This is a genomic window from Neorhizobium sp. PAMB6630 (assembly GCF_058242775.1).
Genome location: NZ_JBZAYV010000003.1, coordinates 140766 through 155962, shown reverse-complemented (window position 1 = coordinate 155962; position 15197 = coordinate 140766). Strand labels below are relative to the sequence as shown.

Below are 15197 nucleotides of genomic sequence, written 5' to 3'. Positions count from 1 at the left end.
TGATGGATCGAGCAACGTTCCGTGACGGGTTGATGAAGTTTTTGATGCGGATCGATGACAGGTCTGATGCGCCCCCCATGCGAGCATGCGCCGTGCAGATCCGGACACTGCACGGCATTACCCAGCCGGCAGGCCGGTTCCGCAGGGATTTTTGCAGGAAAGGCGCACGGACAAGACGAGGCCGGGACTTGAAAAGGACAAGGCCGCAGGCGATCTCCCGTCAGTTGCCGCAGCAGATCCCGATCTTCTTGTCGTCGAGATGGATGAAATCAATGCCGCCCTGTTCGAAGGCCAGCCGCAGCTGCGCTTCGGTGGCGCGGTGGGCCTCGTGACGGCTTCCTTCGTAATCGCGGATGGTGCTGCGCGACACGCCGGAGCGGTCGGCGAGATCCGCTTGCGTCCAGTCGAGCAGCCCACGGGCGGCGCGACAGAGAGCCGGGCTTAATATTTTGATAGCCTGCGGTTGACCCATTGCCGTCAGTTGCCCATATTGGTCGATATCAATCATATATAGTAGTTATTCGCAGATTTCCAGACGCGGCTTTTGCCAGATTTGCAAGCTGCGCGACGGAAGACGGAAAGGAATTGCGGCATTGGGGTAACGTTCGAGCCATTCCTGCTGGTTGTTCTTCTGGCTCTGCCGTTTCTGGGTAGCCTGGCAACAGGCCTGATCCTCAACACCACCTCGCGTGATCTTCCCGTTTTCGTGGCGGGTGCCGTCACGCTGCTTGCGGCGCTTTTGACGGCGAGCTTCTATCCGGCGCTTGCCAATGGCAATGTGCTGCGCTTCGAGGCGCAATGGCTTCCCCAGTTCGGGCTGAATTTTACGCTGCGCATGGATGGTTTTGCATGGATCTTTGCCATGCTGATCACTGCGATTGCCTTTCTCGTCGTGCTTTACGCCCGCTATTACATGTCGGAAGACGATCCTATCCCGCGCTTCTTTGCCTTCCTGCTGGCCTTCATGGGCGCCATGCTCGGCATCGTCATTTCCGGCAACATCATCCTCATCTCGGTGTTCTGGGAACTGACCAGCATCTTCTCATTTCTGCTGATCAGCTACTGGCACAACAATTCCACCGCCCGCGACGGCGCGCGCATGGCGCTGACGATCACCGGCATCGGCGGTTTCTGCCTGCTGATCGGCATGCTGCTCCTCGGCAACATCGTCGGCAGCTACGATCTCGACAAGGTGCTGGCTTCAGGCGATGTCATCCGCAACCACGCCCTCTATCTTCCGGCGCTGATTTTCATCCTGCTCGGGGCGCTCACCAAGAGCGCGCAGTTTCCGTTCCATTTCTGGCTGCCCAACGCCATGGCGGCGCCAACGCCCGTTTCGGCTTTCCTGCATTCCGCAACGCTGGTGAAGGCCGGCGTGTTTCTGCTGGTGAGGCTTTGGCCAGTGTTGTCGGGCACCTATGAATGGTTCTGGTTGGTCGGACTTGCTGGCGTTCTGACGCTTCTGCTCGGCGCCTATTTCGCCATGTTCCAGCAGGATCTGAAGGGGCTGCTCGCCTATTCCACGATCAGCCATCTCGGTCTCATCACCACGCTCTTGAGCCTTGGCAGTCCGCTGGCGACGGTCGCGGCCATCTTCCACATGCTGAACCATGCCACCTTTAAGGCGTCGCTGTTCATGGCCGCCGGCATCATCGACCATGAGACCGGCACGCGCGACATGCGAAGATTAAGCGGGCTGTTCCGGTTTTTACCGATTACGGCCACGCTTGCGATGGTGGCGAGCGCCTCGATGGCGGGTGTGCCGCTTCTGAACGGTTTCCTGTCGAAGGAAATGTTCTTTGCCGAAGCGGTGGAAACGCATGCCGATTCCATCCTCGACAAGGCGCTTCCCTATATCGCAACGCTTGCCGGCGCCTTCAGCGTCACCTATTCGCTGCGCTTCATCCACACGGTGTTCTTCGGGCCCAAACCCAAAGATCTGCCGGTTGAAAAGCCGCATGAGCCGCCGCACTGGATGCGCTTTCCGATCGAATTCCTGGTCATCGTCTGCCTTGTCGTCGGCATCGTGCCGGCCTATTCCATCGGGCCTTTCCTGCATATGGCGGTGGAAAGCGTGCTGGGCAGCCAGACGCCGGAATATAGCCTGTCCATCTGGCATGGCTTCAACCTGCCTTTGCTGATGAGCGTAATCGCGCTTGTCGGCGGCGCGCTGCTTTATGTCCTCTTGCGCGGATATTTTGCCCGCTGTGCCGATGGGCCGCCTTTCCTGCGCAACCTGCGTGGACAGCGCATTTTCGAGCGTGTTCTCGTCACCGTTTCCTGGCGCTGGGCGCGCCTTGCCGAAAGCCGCATGGGCACGCGCAATCTCCAGCCGCAACTGCGCTGGGTTGTTGCCTGCGGTTTCCTGGCGGGCCTGCTGCCGCTTTACGTCTCGGGTTTCGAGCCACGCCTTTTTCGTTTCACCGGCATTGATCCAGCCTTTGCGGCGCTCTGGGCCATTGGCATCGCACTGTCGCTCGGGGCGGCCTATATGGCCAAATACCACCGGCTGGCGGCTCTCGTTATGCTGGGGGGCGTCGGGCTCATTGTCTGCATCACCTTTGTCTGGCTCTCGGCGCCGGATCTCGCCATCACCCAGCTGCTGGTCGAGATCGTCACCACGGTTCTTATTCTTCTCGGCCTGCGCTGGCTGCCGAAGCGCAATCCTGACATGGGCGCCTTCATTTCGCTGCGCGGCCGCTTTCGCCGCTTCCGCGATCTGGTTCTGGCAATTGCCTGCGGTGTCGGCATGTCCTTCATCGCCTTTGCCGTGATGACCATGCCGGTGCCGGATGCGATTGCCACCTACTTTCTCGAAAACGCCTATGCGCAGGGCGGCGGCCGCAATGTCGTCAACGTAATCCTGGTGGATTTCCGCGGCTTCGATACGCTGGGCGAAATCGCTGTTCTCGGCGTCGTGTCGCTCACCGTTTTTGCCCTGCTGCGCCGTTTCCGGCCCGCGTCCGACAGTATCGAGATGCCGGAGCAGCAGCGCATCCAGAACCGTTTTGACGAGGAGCAGCCGGAGCGGGCGCCCGGCGATACGGTGCGCGATTACCTTCTGGTGCCCTCGCTCATCATGCAGTGGCTGTTTCCCGTCATCATCACCTTTGCCGTCTATATCTTCATGCGCGGCCACGACATGCCGGGCGGCGGCTTTTCGGCGGGACTCACCATGTCGATTGCCTTCCTGGTGCAGTATTTGGCCGGCGGCACACGCTGGGCGGAAGACCGGTTGCGCATCCTGCCGCTGCGCTGGATGGGCGGCGGATTGCTGATCGCGGTCGCCACCGGCATCGGTGCCTGGTTCCTCGGTTATCCCTTCCTCACCTCGCATTTCCGCTATATCGAGCTGCCGCTGATCGGCAAGATGCCGGCGGCAACCGCCCTGCTGTTTGACCTCGGTGTGTTCTCTCTCGTCGTCGGTTCCACGGTGCTGATCATGGTCGCTCTCGCCCACCAGTCGGTGCGCATCCGGCGGGTGCGCAGCAACGATGCCGCGGCAAAGGCGGAGGAGGCCTGACATGGAACTCGTGCTGTCCATAGCCATCGGCGTGATGACCGGCTGCGGGGTGTGGCTGATCCTTCGCCCGCGCACCTATCAGGTCATCGTCGGGCTGGCGCTTCTGTCTTATGCGGTCAACCTGTTCATCTTCGGCGTCGGTGGGGTGAAGAGCAACCTGCCGCCGATCCTTGAGGATGGCGTCGTCTCCTCCACGCTGTCCGATCCGGTGCCGCAGGCGCTGGTGCTGACGGCCATCGTCATCGGCTTTGCCACGACGGCGCTGTTTCTCGTCGTGCTGCTCGCCTCGCGCGGCCTGACGGGCAATGATCATGTGGACGGGAGGAATGAGCGCAAATGAACGGCTGGGCCCACCACCTCATCATCGCGCCGATCCTGGTGCCCATGATCGCGGCCGCCGTGCTGCTGTTCTTCGACGAGCGCAAGCGCGTAACGAAGGCCATGATCAGCCTCGCCTCGACGATCATTCTCTGCATGATCGCCATCATCCTGTTTCGCATCGAAAGCGGCCCGAACAGTTTCGAGGGCGTCTATCTCCTCGGCAACTGGGCAGCACCTTTCGGCATCGTGCTGGTGCTGGATGGCCTTTCGGCGCTTATGCTGTTGCTGGCAGCACTTCTTGCCATCGCAACGCTGGTCTTTTCGCTGGCGCGCTGGCATGGCGTGGGCGCGCATTTCCACAGCATGTTCCAGCTGCTGCTGATGGGCCTGAACGGTGCCTTCCTCACCGGCGACCTGTTTAATCTCTTCGTCTTTTTCGAGGTGATGCTGGCGGCCTCCTATGGTCTCCTGCTGCATGGCTCGGGACCGCTGCGCGTCAAGGCGGGGCTTCACTACATCGCCGTCAACCTGGTGGCGGCGCTGTTCTTCCTCATCGGCGTCAGCCTCATTTACGGAACGGCCGGTACGCTCAACATGGCGGATCTTGCCGCGCGCATCCCCCAGATCGAGCCGGACCGGCGGATGCTGATGGAGGCGGGCGCCGGCGTGCTGGGCGTTGCCTTCCTTATCAAAGCCGGCATGTGGCCGCTCTGCTTCTGGCTGCCGACAGCCTATAGTGCAGCCTCTGCACCGGTCGCCGGCATCTTTGCCATTCTGAGCAAGCTCGGCATCTACGTCATTCTTCGGCTGACCATGCTGCTCTTTGGCGAGGGGCCATCCGCCGGCTTCGGCGCCACCGTTCTGCTCTGGGGCGGCACGGCAACGCTCATCTTCGGCACCATCGGCGTGCTTGCCTCTCAGGCGCTGGGGCGCATGGCCGGCTATAGCGTGCTGGTCTCTTCCGGCACGATGCTGATGGTGCTCGGAATCAATGACGGCGTGATCTCGTCTGGCGCACTGCTTTATCTCGTCAGCTCCACCTTCACTATCAGCGCTTTCTTCATGCTGATCGAATTGGTGGAGCGCGGGCAGGATGCCGGCGCAAACGTGCTGGCCGTCACCATGGAAGCCTATGGCGATGGCGATGAGGACCGCCCGGAAGAGGGCGAGGGTGTGACCATGCCGGGCACGATGGCGATCCTCGGCACCTGCTTTGCTGCCTGCGGTATTCTGCTTGCAGGCCTGCCGCCGCTTTCCGGATTCATTGCCAAGTTCGCCATGCTCTCTGCCATGATGGGCACCGGCGCCATCGGCGTGCCGCCGACGCCGGCGGTCTGGCTGCTCTGTGTGCTGGTCATCCTGTCGGGCGTTGCGGCTCTCATCGCCATGACCCGCGTCGGTATCCGCACCTTCTGGAGTTCGCTGGAGAACGTGGTTCCGCGCGTGCTGGTAATCGAGCTGGTGCCGGTCATGTTCCTGTTGTCGCTGACGCTTGCGCTGTCGGTGCAGGCGGGGCCGGCCATGCAATATATGGATACCACCATCCGCACGCTGGCAAATCCGGCCGTCTATATCGATGCCGTGCGCGATGCCGCGACCGTCGAGGGCTGGAAGGAACGCAACGCCAAGAGCGGGGAGGTTGAATGATGCTGCCTTATCCCGTTCTTGCCTTCTGCCTGCTGATGATGTGGCTGCTGCTCAACGGCTTCAGCTGGGGCCATCTGGTGCTTGGAACCCTGGTTGCCATCTTTGCCTCCTGGGCGCTTGCTTCGCTTCGGCCGGACAAGCCGAAACTGCGCAAGTGGTGGCTGGTGCCCAAACTCTTTGCCGTGGTGTTCGTGGATATCCTGCGCTCGAACCTTGCGGTGGCGGCTCTCATTCTCAAGGGCAAGCGCCGCCCGCACACGTCGGGCTTCCTGCTGCTGCCGCTGGAGATCCGCGACAGCACGGCACTGGCCCTGATGGCGATCATCCTCACGAGCACGCCGGGCTCGGCCTGGCTGGAATATGACAGCCGCGACGGGACGGTGCTTCTCCACGTGCTCGACCTCATCGACGAAGAGCAGTGGATCGCCACGATCAAGCATCGCTACGAGGCCCTGTTGCTGGAGATTTTTGCATGAGCGCCGTGATCCTTCTCACCGCCATTTCCATTGCCCAGCTGCTGATTGCGCTTGCCATGGCGATCGCCTCGGTGCGCATGTTTCGCGGCCCGCGCGCGCAGGATCGCATCATCGGGCTTGATACGCTCTACATCAACGCCATGCTGATGCTCGTCACCTTCGGCATCGGAACCGGGCGCACCATCTATTTCGAGGCCGCCCTCGTCATCGGCATGCTCGGCTTCGTGGCAACCGTGGCGCTGGCGAAATTCCTCATGCGCGGCGAGGTGATCGAATGATACAGCCGGTTTCCGACCTGCCGCTGTGGGCGGCCATCGTTGTCGCGGTCTTTCTGATCGGCGGATCGCTGCTGGCGCTGATCGGGGCCATCGGCTTTTTACGCCTGCCGACCTTCTATGAGCGGCTGCACGCGCCGACACTTGGCACCAGCTGGGGTGTCGGCGGCGTCATGTTGGCTTCGATGGTCTATTTTTCCGTCGCCTCCTCGCGCCCCGTCCTGCATGAAATCCTCATCGGCCTTTTCGTGACGGTGACGACGCCGATCACCTTCATGCTGCTGGCACGCGCCGCCCTTCACCGCGACCGGGCGGAAAACAACGGCAATGTGCCGGAAAAACACCAGCATGACCTGAAGGACGTCGAGGTGGTCAAGGGAAACACCGAGGAGAACTGATCCTTCACATCATACAGGCTGCTAAATTGGTCTGATCTATGATGCGTCTCGATTGATTATTTCGCGCATTGGTCATACAGCTATCCGGCAGGGATCGGAGGCTCTTATGGATCGTGAGCGTGAAAGTTCGCCGCAGCCGGTGACAATGCCGGATGCCGAGGCTGTCGCGGGGCCGGGTAGGCATCGCCTCGATTTCCTCCCATGGGAAAGACGCCCCTCGGATATTGAGGACGAGACCCACAGCAAACGCCTGCGCGATCTCGAAACCTATGCGGGCGCCCGTTTTGCAGAGGGCGTGTTCATTGCCGAAAACGCCAATATCCACACCGACCGGCTGGTGATGGGGGCGGCATCCTGGATTGCCGGCCACGCGCTGGTGCGCGGCGATGTGGAGATGGGCGAAAACGTTTCGGTCAATCCGTATGCCTGCCTCTCCGGCAAATTGCGCATCGGAAACGGGGTGCGCATTGCCTCGCATGTCAGCATGATCGGCTTCAATCACGGCTTTGACGATCTGGAGACGCCGATCTATCGCCAGCCGCTCACGTCGCTCGGCATCGTTATCGGCGATGACGTCTGGATCGGCGCCAATGCCGTGCTTCTCGATGGTGTGACGGTCGGGCGTGGTGCCATCATCGCGGCCGGTGCGGTGGTGGCAAAGGATGTGCCTGATTATGCCATTGTCGGCGGCGTGCCGGCGCGGGTCGTGCGCATGCGCGGCAAGGCTGCGTCCCCGGTGGAAAGCCCGGAGGCTCTGGCGGAAAGGCAGTTATTGGCTTTTGACCTCACCGCAAGCGAAGACTGGCGGGCCGTGCTCGATCACTATGGCAAAGACGGACAATACCTCTCCGCCGATGCCGGCGGCACGGTTGCGCCGCGGATCCGCCATCTCTGCGATGCCATCGAGATTGCGTCAGCCTTCGGTGCTGAATCTGAGCGGTTCGACAAGGCTGCCACGATCGCCCGCCTGCAATCCTGTCAGGATGAAGAAACCGGGCTGTTTCCCGATCCGAACCATCGCCGCGAAGGGCTGCTGCGCGATGATCCGACAGCACTCTATAATGTGCTGGCGGTTGGTTATGCGCTGGAATGTTTGAGCGCTGCCCCTCTGCGGCCGGTCGATCTCGTCGAGAAGATGGACAGTTTCCAGCTTGTCGAATGGCTGGAAGGCCTGCCTTGGGCCACGCGGGCCTGGCATAGCGGCGCCACCGTCGATGCCATTGCCACGGCACTTTATCTCAATGCCCGCTATTTTGGTGGCGGTCGACACCGTCATACGCTGTTCGGCTGGCTGGCGCTCAATGCCGATCGTACCACCGGTCTCTGGGGGCGCCCGACGGAGGCCGAAGGTTTTCTGCAGCCGGTCAACGGCTTTTATCGCCTGACGCGTGGTTCCTATGCGCAGTTCGGGCTGCCGGTGCCTTATCCGGAAGCAGCCATCAACACGGTTCTCCTCAACTATCGCCAGCATGACGGGTTTTCGGGGAAAAGCTTTAACGCCTGCAACCTGCTCGATACGATCCATCCGCTGATGCTCTGCCTGAGGCAGACCGATCATCGGCGCGAGGAGGCAAGGCAGATCGCCCGCTCCATCCTCGACATGATCTGCGGGCGCTGGGTGGCGGGTAACGGTTTTGCCTTTGCCGAGGGCCAGGGGCCGAGCCTGCAGGGCACGGAAATGTGGCTCTGCGTGATCTGGCTTGCTGCGGAGTGTCTCGGCCTGTCGCCCAACCTGTCTTTCAGGCCACGCGGCATCCACCGGCTTGCCCCAGCCCTTCTGTAACGTGCCTCAGCGCAGCAGCGTCGTGCGGATCTTCTTGAGCGCCGCCTCGTCATCGGAGCCATAGGGGATCATCCCCTTCAGCCGCCCGTCGGCGCCCACCATCAGCAGCGATGTCGTGTGGCTCATGTGATAGTCGCTATCATCGCCATAGGTGCGTGCGGCATGGATCATCCAGCCCTCCGTCACCTTTTTCATCTCGGCATCGGTGCCGGTGACCCCGGTGATGCGGTCGGTGATCGAGGTGACGTATTCATGCATGACCTCGGGCGTATCGCGCGCGGGATCGATGGTGAAGAAATAGGCCCCGAGCTTTTTGCCTTCCGGCCCCAGCTGCTTCAGCCAGCCGGATACTTCGAACAGGGTGGTCGGGCAGACTTCCGGGCAATGGGTATAACCGAAATAGACGAGCGCCGGTCCACGTTTGAACAGGGTCTCGTCGACCGGGTTGCCCCGGTCGTCAATCAGCGAAAATGCGGCATGGAACGGGCCGGGGCGGGCGCGGGCACTATCGGCCGACACCCACACCATGATGGCGACGAGAACCGTGACGAGAATGCCGGCAAGGCCAAAGGCTGCCAGTGAAAGCGGCGCGCGGGTCATTTTCCATGGTCCTTGTGCGCGTCATGGCCGCCCGCCTTATCGCCACCGGCTGGCCCAACGACGAATTCCACCTCGACCGGACCTGCCTTTTCGAAGTTGAGCGTCGCCTTGATCATCTCGCCTTCCTTGAACGGCTGGGTGACGTTCGTGAACATCACGTGATAGCTGGCGGGCTTCAGCTCCACCGTTTCATGGGCGGGTACATCCAGGCCGTTGGGCAGCGGGCGCATTTCCATGATGGCGCCGTCCATTTTCATCTCGTGGATCTGAACGTCGGGTGAGCGATCCGAGGTGACGCTGACCAGCCGGTCGGCGGTGTCGCCGGTATTGACGATCTTGAAGTAACCGCCGCCAACCTTGGCGCCCGGCAGCATGGCGCGGGAATAGGGATGGCCGATTTCGAGCGCGCCGACCTTGAAGCCGTGGGCAGAAACGCCCTGCGCGAGGAGGAGAAACAAGGCGGTGCAGGCCGCTGCAATCTGTCTTTTCATCATTCTGTTCCTGTTTTCTCGTGGGTTTCAAATAGAGGGTTTGACGGTGTTCGGGTATGGCAGTCGGGCGTTTATCCGCCCGGCTGCCCGAAGGCTTTTTGACGCAGGCTTTTCAGCCGATGGCCCGCTTCAGCGGTTTCAGATGCCTGAAGATCAGAAGGTCGGCTGCGATGACGGTCAGAAGCACCGCGCCGGAGAGCGGAAACAGAACAGAAAGCACCAGCATCACCAACGCGCCGCCTTTCCAGAGCGGCCCGGGCTCGGTCGCGGTCGGCGCCATCAGGCGAAGGCCCGCCCGCTTCGGCCGCCTTTTCCACCACATCACCACGCCGCTTGCCGAGAGGAAGAGGATGGAGAGGCAAAACAGCGTGTTGAGCGCGATATTCCAGACCCCCATGTCGCCCTCATGGAAGGCAACGCCGACAGCCATGGCCTTGCCGGCCACGCCGTAATCGGCAAAGGCGACGTCAGCAAGGATCCGGCCGGTGTAGCGGTCGACATGCACCGTGCGGTCCGACAGCGGGTTGCTGCTGTCATTGCTCATGGTGTCGCGGGCAATCGTCCAGACGCCTGTTTCGCCGCCCGGAAACGACAGCTGGAACCGGTGGTCGAAGCCGAGCGCACGGGCAAGTGCCACCACACCATTCAGATCGACCGGTTGGCCTTCGGCAATGCCTGTCATGCCGGCGCTCGAACCGGAGGCCGGCATCGGCGTCTGCTCCAGCGTCCACGGCACGTTCTTCACGCCATCATGGTTCATGCTGGCATGGGTTTCGTCGGAAAGCGGCACATTGTCCCATTTTTCGGCCGGGAACGTGCTCCAGGCCTGGGTGAACTTTTCACCCCAGATGCCAGCCCAGGTGAGGCCCGACAGCAGAAAGGTCAGAAGGATGAGGCTGACGTAAAATCCGACCGTCCGGTGCAGCGATTTCCACCATTGCCGGCCCTCAGACGAAAACTGCGGCACGAGAACGCTGCGCCAGCCCGTATCGCGCGGCCACCAGAGATAAAGGCCGGTGATGACAAGCATCACCGCAAAACCGGCGGCAATCTCGATCAACCGGTCGCCGACGGTGCCGATCAACAGCGTGCCGTGGATGGTGTCGGCGAGATCGTAGAGAGCGGTGCGGCGCTCCCATTGACCAAGCACCGCGCCGCGATAGGGATCAACCGCCACCATGATCGACTGCGTGTCGCTGTTGACGCGAAAGAGGGCGGCCTGCTTGTCGGTGCGCGGCGCGATATATTGTTTCAGCACGCCGTCAGGCACCGCGGCAAGCGCGGCCTCTGCCTGCTGCGAGACTGCGACCGTCTGCGCTGCGGGCGTCACGGAATAGAGGTTTTCGCCATCGCGGCCGGAGAGCACCGACGACCACAGCATGATGAGGCCGGTCACGGCCAGCATCGCCAGAAACGGCGCCACGTAAAGCCCGGCATAAAAATGCCAGCGCCAGGCGGTGATATAGAACCGGCGCTGAAAGCCGGCGGCGGGTTTTACTTCGATATCCTGCGCAACGGTGCTCATCGGGCGGATATCCTGAAGAGGGATGCGGGGGAAAGACAACGCAGGGAGGGCAGCGGTGAAGGCTGCGCCACGGCTGGAGACATGGAAAACGGCAACATTTTAAAAAAATCCGGCTTGCGCGCCAGCGTGCCACATCAGGCAGGGTCAGGACCGGCGCAGGCTGAAGGATCCGGCAGCCTTAAAGAGGCGGCAGGGGTTTCAGGCAATCAGGCCGGAAGGCGGTGCGCGGGGGCCGGTGTTTGGGGGATAAAGCTGGCGATGATACGCCTCGAAACGTTTTGGCAGAACGGTGTTGCGAACCCGGACGACAATCGCCGGCGCCACAGCGGGCGGCGCGGGCAGGATGACGGAGGCATTGAGACGGCAGGCCTCGCAGCCGGTGCCGCGACCATCCTCATGGGGATGCGACTTGCCGTCGTCGTGGCTGGTGATGCAAAGGACGGGGAGTGTGCCATCCGGCAGCACTAAGGCTGCGATTTCGTTCAGCGGAATTCCGCCCGGGGCTGCAAGGACCGGGGCCTTGTGGGCAAATCCGAGGCACAACAGGGCGACCGCACACAAGATGCGCACCATCCCGGTCATGGATCTCTCCGGCCTCGTCATCTCGGTTGCAAGTCTGCCCGTTTATCGCTTCGTCATGCGATGATGATTACACGCGGCCCCTGATGACGGCAATGCGTCAATTTTGCCCATGCCCATGCCCATGTCCATGTCTCCGCCTGCCGGCCGCTTGCTGCCGGTCAGTTTCTCTTGGCTGCAACGACAGGCCTTGCGCTCGGGTGGCACGGCGTGGTTAAAGGTGAAAATAAATTCATATTATGAATTTTCATCGTCTAACTCAGGCGGCGCCCCTGGAGGCAGTCATGCGCAAGATGCCATCGTTGAAAGAGGAGCCGCGCAAGCCGAGGCTTGCGGAAGGGGTGATTGCGCAGCTGCGTCTCGACATTACCGATGGCCGCCTGGTGGCAGGCGCGCAATTGCCGACGGAGCCGGGACTGATCGAGCGCTTCGGCGTCAGCCGCACGGTGATCCGCGAGGCTTTGGCGGAACTGCGGGCGGCGGGCCTCGTCAAGGCCGAGCAGGGACGCGGCGTCTTCGTTTGCGACATGCCGCCGGGTAACGAGCCTTATCTCAGCCCCGAAGATCAGGGCTCCATTCCAAAAACGCTGGAAATGCTGGAGCTTCGTGTCGGCATCGAGACCGAATGTGCAGCCCTTGCCGCCGTAAGACGCTCTTCCGCGCAGGAATTCGAGATCCGCGCCTGCAATGACGAGATGGCCGACCTCGTGGCGGAAAAGGCCTCCGCCTCGCAGGCGGATTACGATTTTCACCTCGCTATTGCCCGCGCGACCCATAACAGCTTCTACGTCAACGCCTTGATCCGCTTCGGTTTGAACGCCATTCCGCGCGCCAACCTGCCCAATCTCGCCTCCTCGCACAGCGAAGCCTATCTCGGGCAGGTGGTGGAGGAACATGGCCGCATTGCCGATGCCATTTCCGCGCAGGATCCGGAGGCCGCCCGCGCTGCCATGCGCCGGCATCTGGAAGGTTCGCAGGACCGTTACCGCGCCATTGCCCGGGCGCTGCGGCCAAAAACCGCAGGAACGCCGTAAACCGTTGCGTTTCGTCTGAAGGCTTGCACAAGTCATATGATGACTATATGACTTGTTGGCGTCATGGAATGACCTTGTCCCGTCGATCGACGGATCGAACGAAGGCGATGGTCACAGCCTGACGATGTCTGCCGCTTCAGGTCTTTTTCAGGACTTGCAGGCGCACCCGGTGGAGGTCGGGTGAAAAGGACAAGCCTGCCGTTTGGCCTCAGGGCCTTGCGGCAACCGGGGGAGTGGAGGCCTTCCGGTTGAAGAATTGCCAGCACGAAGGAGGAGGGTGTCATGGCATGTTTCACACGACGGAATTTTCTGCATGGCGCGGCGGCCACGGCTGCTCTGTCGGGGCTGGCAAGCCGGCCTGCCCGGGCATCCGCGCGCACGATCCGGCATTTCTGGTGGGGCAATCCCGAGCGCGACCGGCGTACCTTCGAGGTCATCAAGGCATTTCAGGCGCGTCATGCCGACATCGAGGTGTCCGGCGAGACGATCGGCTGGGGCGATTACTGGACAAAGGTCGCCACGCAGACGGCCGGGCGCAACATGCCCGATCTCGTGCAGATGGATTACCGCTACCTGTTCGAATATGTGCGCCGCGGCGCACTTCAGCCGCTGGACGGCTTCATCGGCAAGAGCCTGATGATTGGCGATTTCGACAAGGCGCCGCTTGAGGGCGGCATGGTGGATGGCAAGCTTTATGCGCTCAACATCGGCTCCAACAGCCAGGTGATGGTCTATAACAGCCGCATTTTTCAGGAAGCCGGCATCGATGTGGATGTGCTGGACTGGACCTATGAGCAGTTCGCTCAGGTCTGCGAAAAGGTCACCGCGAAGTCCGGCGGCAAGATGAAGGGGTCTGACGATCTCTCGCTCACCATCGACATGCTGGAATCCTTCGTGCGCCAGAACGGCCGGGAATTTTACGATGCCGAAGGCAATGTCCAGGCGACGGTGGAGGATACGACCGCGTTCTGGCAATACTGGGCCGATCTGCGCAAGGCAGGTGTCGTGCGTGACAAGGGCAAGACCATCGTTTTGAGCCCACCCTTGTCGGACACCGGCATCGTGACCGGCGACACCGCCATGGGCCAGCATTGGTCGAACCAGCTTGTCGGCATCCAGGCGCTGATGAAGGACGAGATCGGTGCCGGCATGGTGCCGAAAATGGCCAACGGCCGGCCCGGCCAGTTCATCAAGCCATCGATGTTCCTGTCGCTGTCGCGCGACAGCCGTGATGTGGAGGCCGCAATGCTTTACATGAACGACTGGGTGACCGACCCGCAGATCACGGCAATATTGGGCATTGAGCGCGGCATTCCCTGTTCACCGCGCGTGCGCGAGGCGCTGAAGCCGAACCTCAAGCCGGTGGAAGTGTTGTCGGTCAATTTCTTCGATGCCATCCAGGGCAAGGTTGCGCCCGTGCCGCCACCGCCGCCCAAGGGGGCCGGCGAGGTTCGCGACGCCTTCATGCGCATCGGGACGGATGTGGTCCTCGACCGCACGAAGCCGGCCGATGCCGCATCCATGTTCATCGAAGAGGCCGCGTCCATTATCGAGCGCGCCCGCTGATACTGACCAGCTTTCCCACAATGAACCTCTTTCCTTGTGGGAAAGCCCGGAACGCTCGCAAAGGCCCTGCCATGAAACGTTTCATTGCCCGCAATGCCCCCGGTTACCTGTTTCTGCTGCCCTGGTTCCTCGGGTTCTTCCTTTTGGCGCTGGGGCCGATCCTTGCCTCGCTCTACCTGTCGTTTACCCGGTACGACATGGTGAATGCGCCGCGCTGGATCGGCTTTGACAACTATACCTACATGTTCACCCGCGACCGTCGTTTCTGGACGGCGCTGGAGGTGACGTTTCATTACGTGGCGCTGTCGGTGCCGGCGCGGCTGATCATGGCGCTCGGCGTTGCCATGCTGCTCGACAAGGGCCTGCGCAGCATCGGCGTCTATCGGGCGATCTTCTACCTGCCGTCGCTGCTTGGGGCCTCCATTGCGATTGCCATTCTCTGGCGCCAGCTTTTCGATGCAAATGGCGTCGTCAACCAGACCCTCGGTTATTTCGGCATTGCCGGACCTGACTGGCTGACCAACCCGGATACCTCGCTCTACACGCTGGTGATCCTTGCCATGTGGCAGTTCGGCTCGCCGATGCTGATTTTTCTCGCCGGCCTTCGCGGCATACCCCGCGATCTCTACGAGGCGGCCGAAATCGATGGCACGCCGCGCTGGCGCCAGTTTACCCGCATCACCTTGCCGCTGCTTGCTCCCGTCATCTTCTTTAACCTAGTGCTCCAGACCATCGAAGCCTTCAAGACGTTTTCGAGCGCCTTCATCATTTCCAACGGCAGCGGCGCACCGGCCGACAGCCTGCTGTTCTACACGGTCTACCTGTTCAACGAGGCCTTCAAGTTCTTCCGCATGGGTTATGCCTCGGCGCTTGCCTGGGTGCTGCTGATCATCATCGCGATCTTCACGGCGATCGCCTTCTTCACCTCGAAATATTGGGTGCATTATGAAAACGAGCGTGACTGATCTCGAGGCCGCCA

The 15197-nt window shown here is 61.6% G+C and carries 15 protein-coding genes; 10 read left to right on the top strand and 5 right to left on the bottom strand.

Translation table 11 applies throughout. The features are described 5' to 3' along the window. Positions 1-220: 220 nt before the first annotated feature. The gene (locus tag AC4CWF_RS26205) at positions 221-508 is read right to left on the bottom strand and encodes a helix-turn-helix domain-containing protein (protein ID WP_491287864.1); all 288 of its coding nucleotides are present in this window, start codon (positions 506-508) and stop codon (positions 221-223) included. 84 nt (positions 509-592) lie between these two features. On the opposite strand from AC4CWF_RS26205, the gene AC4CWF_RS26200 reads away from it, so the two are divergent. The 7 genes from AC4CWF_RS26200 to AC4CWF_RS26170 all read left to right on the top strand — a co-directional run bounded on the left by AC4CWF_RS26200 (position 593) and on the right by AC4CWF_RS26170 (position 8423). Beyond that, positions 593-3523, top strand: a complete 2931-nt coding sequence (locus AC4CWF_RS26200) for a monovalent cation/H+ antiporter subunit A (protein WP_491288238.1) — start codon at positions 593-595, stop codon at positions 3521-3523. A gap of 1 nt (position 3524) precedes the next feature. After that, positions 3525-3863, top strand: a complete 339-nt coding sequence (locus AC4CWF_RS26195; protein WP_491287862.1) for a Na+/H+ antiporter subunit C — start codon at positions 3525-3527, stop codon at positions 3861-3863. Next, positions 3860-5491 carry a monovalent cation/H+ antiporter subunit D gene (locus tag AC4CWF_RS26190; RefSeq protein ID WP_491287860.1) on the top strand — a complete coding sequence of 544 codons (1632 nt, stop codon included), beginning with the start codon at positions 3860-3862 and terminating at the stop codon, positions 5489-5491. Before AC4CWF_RS26195 ends, AC4CWF_RS26190 begins: the two co-directional genes overlap by 4 nt. After that, positions 5491-5967 (top strand): Na+/H+ antiporter subunit E, encoded by a 477-nt coding sequence (locus tag AC4CWF_RS26185; RefSeq protein ID WP_491288236.1) that lies wholly within the window; start codon positions 5491-5493, stop codon positions 5965-5967. The genes AC4CWF_RS26190 and AC4CWF_RS26185 overlap by 1 nt, the downstream gene beginning before the upstream one ends. After that, positions 5964-6245 (top strand): K+/H+ antiporter subunit F, encoded by a 282-nt coding sequence (locus AC4CWF_RS26180; protein ID WP_491287858.1) that lies wholly within the window; start codon positions 5964-5966, stop codon positions 6243-6245. Before AC4CWF_RS26185 ends, AC4CWF_RS26180 begins: the two co-directional genes overlap by 4 nt. Then, positions 6242-6640 (top strand): monovalent cation/H(+) antiporter subunit G, encoded by a 399-nt coding sequence (gene mnhG, locus AC4CWF_RS26175; protein ID WP_491287856.1) that lies wholly within the window; start codon positions 6242-6244, stop codon positions 6638-6640. Before AC4CWF_RS26180 ends, mnhG begins: the two co-directional genes overlap by 4 nt. A 145-nt stretch (positions 6641-6785) precedes the next feature. Then, complete coding sequence (locus AC4CWF_RS26170) at positions 6786-8423, top strand: acyltransferase (RefSeq protein ID WP_491288234.1); 1638 nt, start codon at positions 6786-6788, stop codon at positions 8421-8423. Between the two features lie 6 nt (positions 8424-8429). Here AC4CWF_RS26170 and AC4CWF_RS26165 read toward each other — a convergent pair whose 3' ends face one another. From AC4CWF_RS26165 to AC4CWF_RS26150, 4 genes are all read right to left on the bottom strand, one after another. Continuing rightward, on the bottom strand, positions 8430-9023 hold the full coding sequence (locus AC4CWF_RS26165; RefSeq protein ID WP_491287854.1) for an SCO family protein: 594 nt from the start codon (positions 9021-9023) through the stop codon (positions 8430-8432). Further along, positions 9020-9517 carry a copper chaperone PCu(A)C gene (locus AC4CWF_RS26160; protein ID WP_491287852.1) on the bottom strand — a complete coding sequence of 166 codons (498 nt, stop codon included), beginning with the start codon at positions 9515-9517 and terminating at the stop codon, positions 9020-9022. The genes AC4CWF_RS26165 and AC4CWF_RS26160 overlap by 4 nt, the downstream gene beginning before the upstream one ends. A 109-nt stretch (positions 9518-9626) precedes the next feature. Then, positions 9627-11039, bottom strand: coding sequence for a PepSY-associated TM helix domain-containing protein (locus AC4CWF_RS26155; RefSeq protein WP_491287850.1), 1413 nt, complete (start codon positions 11037-11039; stop codon positions 9627-9629). A gap of 198 nt (positions 11040-11237) precedes the next feature. Then, a complete protein-coding gene (locus tag AC4CWF_RS26150; RefSeq protein ID WP_491287849.1) occupies positions 11238-11621 on the bottom strand; it encodes a hypothetical protein in 384 nt (127 codons plus the stop codon). Between the two features lie 281 nt (positions 11622-11902). Here AC4CWF_RS26150 and AC4CWF_RS26145 point away from each other — a divergent pair, with 281 nt between their 5' ends. The 3 genes from AC4CWF_RS26145 (at position 11903) to AC4CWF_RS26135 (ending at position 15183) form a co-directional block, all read left to right on the top strand. After that, a complete protein-coding gene (locus tag AC4CWF_RS26145) occupies positions 11903-12652 on the top strand; it encodes a FadR/GntR family transcriptional regulator (protein ID WP_491287848.1) in 750 nt (249 codons plus the stop codon). Positions 12653-12934: 282 nt separating this feature from the next. Next, positions 12935-14218, top strand: coding sequence for an ABC transporter substrate-binding protein (locus AC4CWF_RS26140; RefSeq protein ID WP_491288228.1), 1284 nt, complete (start codon positions 12935-12937; stop codon positions 14216-14218). Between the two features lie 71 nt (positions 14219-14289). Next, entirely contained in the window at positions 14290-15183 is an 894-nt protein-coding gene (locus AC4CWF_RS26135) for a carbohydrate ABC transporter permease (protein ID WP_491288226.1), read from the top strand. Positions 15184-15197 lie beyond the last annotated feature (14 nt).